Origin of the sequence: Gilvimarinus chinensis DSM 19667 (genome assembly GCF_000377745.1) — a bacterium.
Lineage (GTDB): Bacteria > Pseudomonadota > Gammaproteobacteria > Pseudomonadales > Cellvibrionaceae > Gilvimarinus > Gilvimarinus chinensis.
On the sequence record NZ_KB898710.1, the window covers coordinates 92,373 to 102,958 of the forward strand.

At 53.1% G+C, this 10,586-nt stretch carries 9 protein-coding genes; 4 read left to right on the plus strand and 5 right to left on the minus strand.

From position 1 onward, the window contains the following. Nucleotides 1–25: 25 nt before the first annotated feature. From accC to D568_RS0113910, 4 genes are all read right to left on the minus strand, one after another. A complete protein-coding gene (accC, locus tag D568_RS0113895) occupies nt 26–1,369 on the minus strand; it encodes an acetyl-CoA carboxylase biotin carboxylase subunit (RefSeq protein WP_020210215.1) in 1,344 nt (447 codons plus the stop codon). A gap of 33 nt (nt 1,370–1,402) precedes the next feature. Continuing rightward, on the minus strand, nt 1,403–1,870 hold the full coding sequence (accB, locus tag D568_RS0113900) for an acetyl-CoA carboxylase biotin carboxyl carrier protein (protein WP_020210216.1): 468 nt from the start codon (nt 1,868–1,870) through the stop codon (nt 1,403–1,405). Between the two features lie 33 nt (nt 1,871–1,903). Then, the gene (gene aroQ, locus D568_RS0113905; protein ID WP_020210217.1) at nt 1,904–2,350 is read right to left on the minus strand and encodes a type II 3-dehydroquinate dehydratase; all 447 of its coding nucleotides are present in this window, start codon (nt 2,348–2,350) and stop codon (nt 1,904–1,906) included. 273 nt (nt 2,351–2,623) lie between these two features. Then, entirely contained in the window at nt 2,624–4,414 is a 1,791-nt protein-coding gene (locus D568_RS0113910; protein ID WP_020210218.1) for a protein-disulfide reductase DsbD family protein, read from the minus strand. 277 nt (nt 4,415–4,691) lie between these two features. Between D568_RS0113910 and D568_RS0113915 the strand changes: the two genes are divergently transcribed. From D568_RS0113915 to D568_RS20215, 4 genes are read left to right on the plus strand one after another with little or no spacing between them, the layout of a single operon-like run. Further along, a complete protein-coding gene (locus D568_RS0113915) occupies nt 4,692–5,333 on the plus strand; it encodes a hypothetical protein (protein ID WP_020210219.1) in 642 nt (213 codons plus the stop codon). A gap of 17 nt (nt 5,334–5,350) precedes the next feature. After that, nucleotides 5,351–5,830 carry a copper chaperone PCu(A)C gene (locus D568_RS0113920; RefSeq protein ID WP_020210220.1) on the plus strand — a complete coding sequence of 160 codons (480 nt, stop codon included), beginning with the start codon at nt 5,351–5,353 and terminating at the stop codon, nt 5,828–5,830. A 16-nt stretch (nt 5,831–5,846) separates the two neighbouring features. After that, nucleotides 5,847–6,935 (plus strand): DUF2333 family protein, encoded by a 1,089-nt coding sequence (locus D568_RS0113925; protein ID WP_020210221.1) that lies wholly within the window; start codon nt 5,847–5,849, stop codon nt 6,933–6,935. Then, nucleotides 6,932–9,286 (plus strand): DNA polymerase II, encoded by a 2,355-nt coding sequence (locus D568_RS20215; protein ID WP_020210222.1) that lies wholly within the window; start codon nt 6,932–6,934, stop codon nt 9,284–9,286. The genes D568_RS0113925 and D568_RS20215 overlap by 4 nt, the downstream gene beginning before the upstream one ends. Before the next feature lie 17 nt (nt 9,287–9,303). Here the strand turns inward: D568_RS20215 and D568_RS21450 are convergent. Beyond that, the coding region (locus D568_RS21450) for a CAP domain-containing protein (protein ID WP_211211694.1) at nt 9,304–10,586 on the minus strand (1,283 nt) is incomplete at its 5' end.

Sequence of the window (10,586 nt, forward strand, 5' to 3'; positions counted from 1 at the left end):
CTGAGTGGGGTGGCGCCTTAAGAGGTTAACCCTCGAGCTTTTTCTCCAGGTAGTGGATGTTCACCCCGCCTTCGCGGAAAGGCGCGTCGCGAACCAGGCGTTGTTGCAGTGGAATGTTGGTGCGAATGCCATCGATGATGGTTTCTTCCAGCGCATTTTTCATGCGATCCAAGGCTTCAATGCGGGTGTCCGCGTGGGTGATGATCTTGGCGATCATGGAGTCGTAGTTAGGTGGTACCGAATAGCCGCTGTAAAGGTGCGAGTCCACTCGCACGCCCAGGCCGCCCGGTGCGTGGTAGTTTTTGATGGTACCGGGGCAGGGCATAAAGGTGTTTGGATCTTCAGCGTTAATGCGGCACTCGAAGGCGTGACCTCGAATGACGACATCTTCTTGCTTGATCGACAGCTTTTGCCCGGCGCAAACGCGAATCTGTTCTTTGATGATGTCCACGCCCGTTACCATTTCGGTGACCGGGTGCTCCACCTGAACGCGGGTGTTCATTTCAATGAAATAGAAGCGGCCGTCCTCGTACAGAAACTCAAAGGTACCGGCGCCTTTGTAGCCGATGTCGATACACGCCTGTACGCACGAGTGGGCTGTGGCGGCCCGCACGTCTTCTGGGATGCCGGGTGCTGGCGCCTCCTCCAATACCTTCTGGTGGCGGCGCTGCAAAGAGCAGTCGCGGTCACCCAGGTGAATGGCGTTGCCCTGGCCATCCGACAACACCTGAATTTCAACGTGACGAGGGTTTTGCAGGAATTTTTCCATGTAAACCGTATCGTCACCGAAGGCGTTTTTGGCTTCGTTCTGGGTGATGCTGATAGAGCTCATCAGCGAGCCTTCGGTGTGCACCACGCGCATACCGCGGCCACCGCCACCTGCGGCGGCTTTAATGATAATCGGGTAGCCGATGCGGCGGGCAATATCGTGGCAGGTGTCGGCGTCGTGTGTTGGCAGTGGGCCGTCAGAGCCGGGTACGGTAGGTACGCCCGCTTTTTTCATTGCTACGATGGCTGATACTTTGTCGCCCATCATGCGGATGACATCCGGATCGGGGCCGATAAAAGTAAAGCCGCTTTTTTGAACCTGCTCGGCAAAATCGGCGTTCTCGGCCAGAAAGCCATAGCCTGGATGCACGGCGACAGAGTCTGTCACTTCCATGGCGCTGATGATCGCCGGAATGTTCAGATAGCTTTGCGGCGATGGGTTAGGACCTATGCAGACAGACTCGTCTGCCAGGCGCACGTGTTTCAGGTTGCGATCAATTTGTGAATGCACAGCCACGGTTTTAATGCCCATCTCTTTACAGGCGCGCAGCACCCGCAGGGCAATCTCACCGCGGTTGGCGATCAGAATTTTTTCAAACATAAACCAACTCCTCGATAAATCGGCACAGGGTGCTTAAACGATGGTTACCAAGGGTTGGTCGAACTCTACCGGTTCACCGTCTTCGACCAAAATAGCTTCAATGGTGCCGGATTTATCCGCTTCGATCTGGTTCATCATTTTCATGGCTTCCACGATGCAGATAACATCGCCGGCTTTTACTTGTTTACCTACCTCTACAAACGCCGCAGAGCCCGGGCTGGGTGAGCGATAGAAGGTGCCGACCATTGGCGATGTAACCGCGTGACCGCTATGGGCGGGAGTGGCGTCGGCGGTGGCTGGTGCGGCGTCGGCTGCAGGGGCTGGCGCTTGTGGTGCGGGTGCGGCAGGCGCTGCAGGGGCGTAGTAAGGTTGTGGAGAAACTGCAACATTGCCCGAGTTGCGGCTGATGCGAACAGACTCTTCGCCTTCCTTGATTTCCAGTTCGCCGATATCTGACTCTTCCAGCAGTTCGATCAGTTTTTTAATTTTACGAATGTCCATGTGTGCCCTCTCTTGAACGGGTGACGAATGTGATTAAGGGTTGTCGGCTGTGCGGCTAAAGGCCGCTTGTAACGCTAGCTGATACCCCTCGGCACCGAGGCCGCAAATGACGCCCTCGGCAATATCAGAAAAATAAGATTTGTGACGAAACGGCTCGCGCTTATAAACGTTACTTAAATGTACTTCAATAAACGGGATTTCGACCGCCAGCAGCGCATCGCGAAGCGCAACGCTGGTGTGAGTAAACGCGGCGGGGTTGATGATAATAAAGTCCACTCCCTCGTGACGCGCCTCATGAATGCGGTCGATCAGTTCGTACTCAGCGTTGCTTTGCAGGGCAAGTAAATGATGCCCCTGACTGCGAGCTAGCTCGACGAGCTGACGATTGATGTCGTCGAGCGTTGTGGCACCGTAGGTGCCGGGCTCGCGAGTGCCCAACAAGTTCAAGTTGGGGCCGTGCAAAACCAAAATGCTTGCCATGCTTGAGTCCTAGTTTTGTTGGGTTGCCGCTGTCGGCGCTTGCCACAGGACCGGAAGTTTGCCGTAAAAAAAAAGCTCTGTCCATGTTGCGGTGAGTTTTTTCTTAAATCCCGAAAAATAGCAGCACGTTTACGACCGTTTAGCGGCTTTTGCGTTTTTTATTTTTTAGTGAAGATTTTTCAAGTTTGCACTTTAGGGGGAATTCATGAGTTTTAGCCCCAGTATTCCGGCAAACTTAATTAAAGTTCGCGAAATGTCGGTAAATCTCGTTATTTAGGGTTTAAATTCGGCTTTCTGCGGGTAACTTTGCGCGAAAGAAGCCAAAAGGTGTTCGCGGCGCAGCAGTTGCGGCAGTATTTCCGCCTGACCGGACCCGCCGGGTGGGTACCACAAGTATAAAGGCACTCCGCTGCGCTGATATTGCTCAAGCAGTTTGGTAATGGCTGCATCGTGGTTGGTCCAATCACCCTTGAGAGTGGCGATATCGTAGTAATCAAAAGCGGCGGCCACCTCGTCAGTGTTGAGCGTAATGCGCTCGTTGGCCAGGCAGGTTAAGCACCAATCGGCGGTCAGATTGACAAAAACACCGCGGCCCTGGGCGCGTAACTCGCTCAGTTTGTCGGCGCTGTAGGTTTGCCAGCGATTGTGTGGGTCGGTATCACGTTGCAGCCAAACGAAAGGCAAGCTTAGGGCGATAATGAGCGCGCCGGTAGTGAAAATGCCCAGCAGCCATTTCCCTGCTTTATTTCGAGGACTGTGGCCTTTTAGCCACAGCGCCAGGCTGAAACTGAGCAACCCGGCAAGCAACATCACAATGGCGTCAGTGCCAGCTTGACGTCCCAGCACCCATAACAGCCACAGCGCGGTTAGGTATAGAGGGAAGGCCAGCGCTTGCTTCAAGGTGTCCATCCACGGGCCGGGTTGGGGCAGGTGGTGTACTAACCGAGGGAAATAGCACAAGGCCAGCAAGGGGAGCGCCATGCCAAAGCCCAGGGCGCAGAATATCACCAGCGAAACCAGCATCGGCTGGGTGAGCGCATAGCCTAACGCCACACCCATAAACGGTGCGGTGCAGGGGCTGGCAACGACTGCGGCAAGCACGCCAGTAAAGAAGGAGCCAGATAGCCCAGATTTTTGCGCCAGGCCCTGGCCGATTCCCATAAAGCCTGCGCCGATATTAAGTAAGCCCGATAATGCCAGCCCCATCGCTAAAAACAGATACACCAGTGCGGCGATGAGCATGGGAGACTGCAGCTGGAAACCCCAGCCTATCGCTTCGCCCCCGGCGCGGGCGAGCATTAAAGCGAAGGCGAAGGCGGCAAAGCTTACAACAATGCCAGCTGTATAGGCCCAGCCGTGCAGCTTCAAGCGCTCACGGTGAGCGCTGGCAAGGCTTAGCACTTTAATGGACAGCACAGGAAATACGCAGGGCATTAAATTGAGAACAATACCGCCGAACAGGGCGAACACGATAATCAGTGGCAATGAGCTTGCGGGTTTTGAGGCGATATCCGCGGGCTTGGGTGTTGGAGTGTCGACAACTTCGGTACTGCTGGTGGCGGGGTCGATCAGCAGGTAATCGTCATGGGGTGGGTAGCATAGCCCCGCGTCGGCGCAGCCCTGAGACTGAATTTTAAGAGTGAAGCTTTCATTTCGTTCAGCAAGAGGTACGGTTAAAGTGGCGCCGGTGTAATAAACCTGCATGAATTTCTCAAAATATTCATCGTATTTCTCTTCACCGGCAGAATAGCTTGGAGTTATGACCTCTCCGTTGTCGGTAACCAGGTTGAACTTTTCCTGGTAAAGGTAATAACCGGGTTCAATGTCCCAGTGTAAGATCAGTTGGTTGTTTTTAATCCAGCTGGAAAGCAGATAAGCTTCGGTAACGGGCAAGAATTCGGGCTCGCTGTTATCGCTATTTGCCCCTAACGATTGTCGTGTGACTGGCGAGGCTTCTCCCTGGCTTCCTGGGGCCAGCAAAGATGTTGTCTCGCTAGCGTGAATATTGGCCGTTGCGAATGCGAAGCATACGATTGCGATTAAGCGGTAAAATCTGGACTTCATGAAGCCTTGCCTGTGGGTAAAAGATCAAAATTTTAGTCAGCATAAGATCAGCTGATGGGCGCTTGGTTCCCTATGGTGCATCTATCACTGGTGCATCCATCGCAAAGCGCGGCACTTACGTTGCCGAGCCTCGGTGCATCGGGCTACACTGGCCTACTGTTATGTTTACCGTGCTATATCCGCAAGAGGTTATCAAAAAGTGGGGCTAAATACTGCGCTTTGTCGCTGTTGTCTAATAATCGGTGTAATGATGCTCACCGCTTGTGCCGGATCGCAAATGAAACAAGTAGAGCTTGAAGCTGAGCAGGCGCCCCCGTCTCAACCTGAGTTGAGCCCTGAGCAGCGACGGGCACAGCATATTTCCAATCTACTTTATGATGCTGATCGTGCTTTGGCCCGCGACCGATTAATCAGCCCCGGCTACGACAATGCTTATGATCGGTATCGCTCAGTGCTTTTATTGGACTCGGATAACAGTGCCGCGATAATGGGGTTGCAGTTCATCGTTTTACGTTACCTGGATATGGCGCGCAGTGCCGCTCAGCGCAGCCGCTTTGATGAGGCCGAGACGTATCTGAGTCGAGCTGCGAGCGTGCTGCCCGAAGATGCCGCGGTGCAAGAGCTTGTGGCTCAGCAGCGTGAGGCAATTGAAAAGCCCGCTGCTCGCCCTGTTTCAGACGAAAGTGTTGCGCTTGACAGCGAGGCCTTGTCTCAGCGTTCTGCAAGCATAAAAGCCGAATTGACTGAACTGGCACGCCGCGCTAAAGCGCACGAAAACATGGTGTTAATTGTTGCAAGCACCGATGCACAGGGCCGCTGGATTTACCAGACTATGCGCGAAGCGGTGGCCGGCTACTTGTTGCGTGGGGATATTCAAATAGGCCATCCCGCGCGCATTGAGTTTCTTCCTCCACTCTAAAATTGAGAGTAATAATCATGCCAAAACCACAGACACGGGCCCGGATTTTTGCCGTCTCTTTGTTTCTGATGGGTAGTGGATTTTTCCCGCTGAGTGCGGCGGCCCAATCAATCACGGTCAGCGATGCCAGTATGCGCCTGCCTGTTCCCGGGCAAAGCACATCGGCTGCCTATTTCAAAATAGAGAATCGCAGCGATTCGGCAGCCGTTTTACAGGCGCTGGCTTGCACCTGCTCTAAGAGCGCCGAGCTTCACTCCCATAGTAGCGAAAACGGGGTTATGAAAATGCGCCGGGAAGAGTCTCTGACCCTGGCGGCAGGTGAAAGCTTTACTTTTGCCTCTGGTGGTTGGCATGTCATGCTCAAAGATGTGTATAAAACGGTACGCAGTGGCGATACGGTTGAATTGACCTTGAGTTTCGCCAAGCGTGAGCCGGTAGTGGTGCCTGTACACGTTACCAGCTTGTTCGATGAGCCGGATCACCAGCATCATCACTGATTAAGGAGACAAAACAATGGAAAGTGCAAAGCGCCAATGGCAAAAAATAATGAGTAAAGACAGTGCGGTGAACGAGCCGGAGCTGTCTTCGTTTGACGGAAAAGAAAAGCCGAGCGGAAAGAAAAAAAGACTCGCCTGGTTTATTTTTCCTTTATTGATTCTTTTATTGCTGCTGATCGTGCTGGGTATGTATTGGAGTTATACGCCTGAAACTTTCAATGTGCAGGCTCGCACCGAAAGCGTATTAGCGCAGAAGTCCCGTGGGCCCGTGGTGGGTGCGGCAACAACGGTTAGTTTACTCGCGGTAACCGAAACGCTGCTGAACAAGCGCGGCGGCTACTTGAGCAATGATGTTATGCCGCCGAGTATCTGGCTCGACAATATGCCCAATTGGGAATACGGCGTAATTATTCAAGTGCGTGATATGAGTAAAGCGATGCGTGAGGCTTTCAGTCGCTCGCAATCCCAATCCCTGGAGGATAAAGACCTGGCATTAGCCGAATCCCGCTTTAATTTTAATAACGACAGCTGGTTGTTTCCTCCTACCGAAAAGCAATACCGAGAAGGTGCCGAGCACTTAAATGCGTATTTGGATCGCTTACTTGACCCCAAACAAAAAAATGCGCAGTTTTACGCTAGGGCAGATAATCTTCGGTATTGGCTGGCGACAGTAGAAACGCGCTTGGGAAATCTTTCGCAGCGGTTAAGTGCGAGTGTGGGCCAGCAGCGCTTAAATTTAGATTTAGCTGGCGAAGCCGGGGCTTCGCAATCGACCCCTGCGCCCGGCGACGAATTTGTGAAAACCCCCTGGATGGAAATTGACGATATTTATTTTGAAGCGCGGGGTTCTGCTTGGGCGTTAATTCATTTTTTGCGTGCGGTGGAGTACGACTTTGCCGATGTGCTGCAAAAGAAAAACGCGCGGGTTAGCTTACAGCAAATCATTCGCGAGTTAGAGGCCACGCAAAACCGGGTATACAGTCCGATGATATTAAACGGCAGTGGTTTTGGTATTTTGGCAAATCACTCGTTGGTCATGGCGTCGTACATCTCCCGAGCGAATGCGGCAATAATCGACTTGCGGGAGCTGCTCGCGCAAGGATGACAGACGCTTTTTTATTAACCCGTGGTTGGCGCGACGGTCGCCGCGGGCTAGAGCTGGACTACTGGTGGGCTACGGATAACGGCCCAGTACACACCAGGCACACCGCCCAAGAGGCGGTGTTTTTTATTCTGGCCGGTAAGCTCCCTCAAGCTCAGCAGCTGTTAGCGGATATGCGCGGCTGGCGCAGTCGTGCCTTGACCTTAACCACACGAGATGGAAAAGCGGTCGCCGCCTTGTATTTCACTCGTGTGGGGCTGGCGCGCGAGGCCGAAAAGCGCCTCACCTCACACGCTATTGCCTGCTGGGAGGCGGACATTCGCCCGGCAGAGCGGTTTTTAATGGAGCGTTTTATTACCGCAGGTGCCAAGTTGCAGTCGCAACACTCGGGCTCGACGGCCTGGGTGGATCCGATGTTGCAACCGGCTGATTACCGCCCGACGTTAAGCCTTGCATCGGTGGATATTGAAACCACTATGGACGCAAAGCGTTTGTATTCCATTGGCGTTTTTTCGGCGCGCTCACGCATAGTGTTTATGGTGTCGGATTTGGATGTGGAGCGGCAACTGAATGACGATGCGCGTCTTATTTTCTGCCCCGGGGAAAAGGCGTGTTTACTGCGGTTTCTGCAATGGTTGGAAACGGAAGATCCAGACGCTTTAATTGGCTGGAACCTGGTGCAGTTTGATCTGTGGGTTTTGCAGCGAGTGGCTGACAGATTAAAGGTGTCTTTGACGCTGGGACGAGGCCGCCGTACACCTCATTGGCGCGAAGAAAAAGGTGAGGGTGGACGCCGTTTTGTCAACGTTTCTGGCCGGGTTATGCTCGATGGCATTGAGTTGTTAAAAGCCGCCAACTATCAATTTGAAAGTTTTGCGTTGAATCAGGTAGCGACAGAACTTCTGGGGGAGGGAAAGTTACTGCATGGCGCAGGTCGCGGTGAGGATATTACCCGGTTGTTTGCCAGCAACAAGCCCGAGCTGGCCCGCTATAACCTCAAAGACTGTGAGCTGGTGTGGGAGATTTTTTCCCGCGAGGGGTTGCTGGCCTTTGCCATTGAGCGCAGTCAGCTTACAGGTTTGTTATTAGACCGTATTGGCGGCTCGGTGGCGGCGTTTGAATACAGCTATTTACCACGCCTGCATCGCGCCGGGTTTATTGCGCCTAATTTGGGTGAGCTAAGAACCGATATTATCAGTCCCGGTGGCTACGTCATGGATTCGGAGCCGGGTATTTATCAGCATGTTTTAGTGTTGGATTTCAAAAGCCTGTACCCCAGCATTATTCGCACCTTTTTTATCGACCCCTGCGCTTTTTGGAAAGCGAGCCTTGCCATGGCGCCTGCGGCCGAGTGTGTGCCGGGTTTTAACGGCGCTGAGTTTGATCGCAATAATGCCATTCTGCCCGACATGATTGAAAATTTATGGCGTGCTCGTGAGCTGGCTAAGTCGCAGGCGAATGTGCCTTTATCCTACGCTATTAAAATTATTATGAATTCTTTTTATGGTGTTTTGGGTTCGACCGGTTGCCGGTTTTTTGACCCCCGCATTGCCAGCTCTATTACCCTGCGCGGTCACGAAATTATTCAGGCCAGTAAAAATTGGATCGAACAGCAGGGGCAGAAGGTCATATACGGTGATACCGACTCTGTGTTTGTTTGGCTTAGGGGTGAGAGTGGCACCTTAACCAATGATCGGGCGCGTGATGTTGGTGCCGAACTGGCGCAAGGGTTAAACGCCTGGTGGCGCGACAAATTATTTCAAGAGCTAAACATTGATAGCGCATTAGAAATTGAATTTGAAACTCACTATCGAAAGTTTTTAATGCCCACGGTGCGCGGTTCGGATGAGGGCAGCAAAAAGCGTTACGCAGGCCTTGCAACACAGGGCGATACAGAAACCTTAGTGTTCAAAGGCTTGGAATCTGTACGCACCGATTGGACGCCTTTGGCGCGGGAGTTTCAAACAGAGTTGTATCGGCGAGTATTTCTGGAGCTGGACTATCGAGACTGCGTACTCGATTGCGTGAATCGGTTAATGCGCGGCGAAGCTGATGATAAGCTGGTGTACCGTAAGCGTTTAAGACGCCGTCTTGACGATTACGAAAAAAATATTCCGCCCCATGTGCAGGCAGCGCGTAAGCAGCGGGACTGGGGCGCCGGTGTATTGCGCCGTGGAGATTGGGTGAGCTATGTCATAACCACAAACGGTGCCGAACCTGTGAATGCCAGGCGCAGCCCCATTGACTACGAGCATTATCGTGATAAGCAGCTCGCGCCTGTCGCGGATGGTATTTTGCATTTTTTAGGTGATTCGCTGGCCGCTGTCACCGACCAGCAAATCTCGTTATTCTGATTGCAGCGCTAAGTCTGCTACCAGCTGTGTACCGAGGCCGTTGTGCCATCTACAATGACATCGAACTTACGGTTTGCGCCGCTGATTTCGATGGTGTCGTTAATATCGATACCGCTTGTGGTTATGGTGATGCTGTAACTGCCGTTGTTTACGCTTAGCGTGTACAGGCCTGCGTCGGATGTGGTGGTGCTGAAGCTTCCTACTTTTACGGTTGCACCGGAAATGCCCTCGCCCACGTCGTAAAATTGATTGCCATTATTATCCTTGTAGACAACCCCAGTAACAAAATGTGACGCACCGCTGGCGGCAAAGCTCTGCGTGAGCATGGACGACAAAAACCAGTCTCCAAAGTCGCCGCTGAAATAATAGGTGCCGATGTTTTGCCCGACCCCCAGTTCTTTGAAGCTTGTACTCAAGAGGTTACGCCTGTGGCCTGCGGACTCAAACAGACCTTCGTGGTGGGCATATATTTGAGAGGTTTTGTTCAGTGTTGACCCGGAGGTGCCGCTGACGGCGATATTTTCACCATAGCTGTAGGGTGGGTTAAAGCGATATCCGGCGGCGGCCATGCGATCACCGGGGCTGCTGTCATTCTCACCCGTGTGAGAAAACACATCGGCATTGAGCATCCATTGGCTGTGCTCGCGCGAAGCTTGCATCAATTGACGGTTGTGCGCCAGGGGCGGCTTTTGCGCGCTGCTGATTGTGCCGGGGCTCAGGCCCTGATTCAGGTCAATACCATAGCGGGCTGCTTCGGCCTCGGGGTCAAAGCGTGCCCGGTTAACCAGCTCAAGCATCAGTACTTCTTGCGCAGAGGGGTTGTTTTGAGCGGTCTGACTGCGTGGTGTGGCGGAAACTTCAATGCTGTCTTCGGTTTCTTGCCCGTCGGCGGTGGCGGTTACTACGAAGTAATAAGTCTGGCCGTTGCTTAGGCCTGTGACCTGCTGTGGCGAGCTGACGTCTTGCTGCCAATCGCCATTGTTATAGGCATGAATATTGGCGCTGTTGATATAAGGTTCACTGGCCCAGTAAAGATTGTAACCCGTGGCTCCGGCTACTGGTTGCCATTCAACGCTTACTCGAGAGCTGCCGGCAGACGTTTGTACGGCACCTACCGATTCCAGCGGCACCGCAGAGCTGCTACTTGAGCTTGAATTACTGGAAGATTCGCTTGCGCTCGACTCGCTGGATGAGGACGATACTGAGGAGCTGGAGCTGGAGCTGGAGCTGGAGCTGGAGCTGGAGCTGGAGCTGGAGCTGGAGCTGGAGCTGGAGCTGGAGCTGGAGCTGGAGCTGGAGC